Annotated in this window: 1 protein-coding gene; it reads right to left on the bottom strand. The window is 56.9% G+C overall.

Going from position 1 to position 288, the window contains the following annotated elements:
* Nucleotides 1–288, bottom strand: a 288-nt coding sequence (locus tag XpopCFBP1817_RS21405) for an integrase core domain-containing protein (RefSeq protein WP_146090227.1), incomplete at both ends; no start/stop codon positions are given.

Here is a 288-nt window from a genome sequence, read left to right as displayed (position 1 = left end):
CCACTGCTTGCAGATGAATTCGTACGGTGTCAGACCCTTCAGGGCTTTGAGTCTGCGAGCGAAGTTGTAGGCGTCGATGACGTTGGCCACATGCTGTTGCAGTTGTGCGTGATCGTCGTAGTGGACGCGTTTGACAGTGGCGTCTTTGATCGTGCGATTCATCCGCTCGACCTGCCCCTTGGTCCAGGGATGCTTGACCTTGGTCAAACGGTGTTCGATGCCGTGCTCCTCGCAGACACGAGTGAAGAGATGCGCACAGGCATAGCGGTCGGCACTGCGGTTGGTGAA

The organism is Xanthomonas populi (assembly GCF_002940065.1).
Taxonomy (GTDB): Bacteria; Pseudomonadota; Gammaproteobacteria; order Xanthomonadales; family Xanthomonadaceae; genus Xanthomonas; species Xanthomonas populi.
The sequence above is the reverse complement of the archived record's forward strand: the minus strand, read 5'-3'. Positions and strand labels throughout refer to the sequence as shown.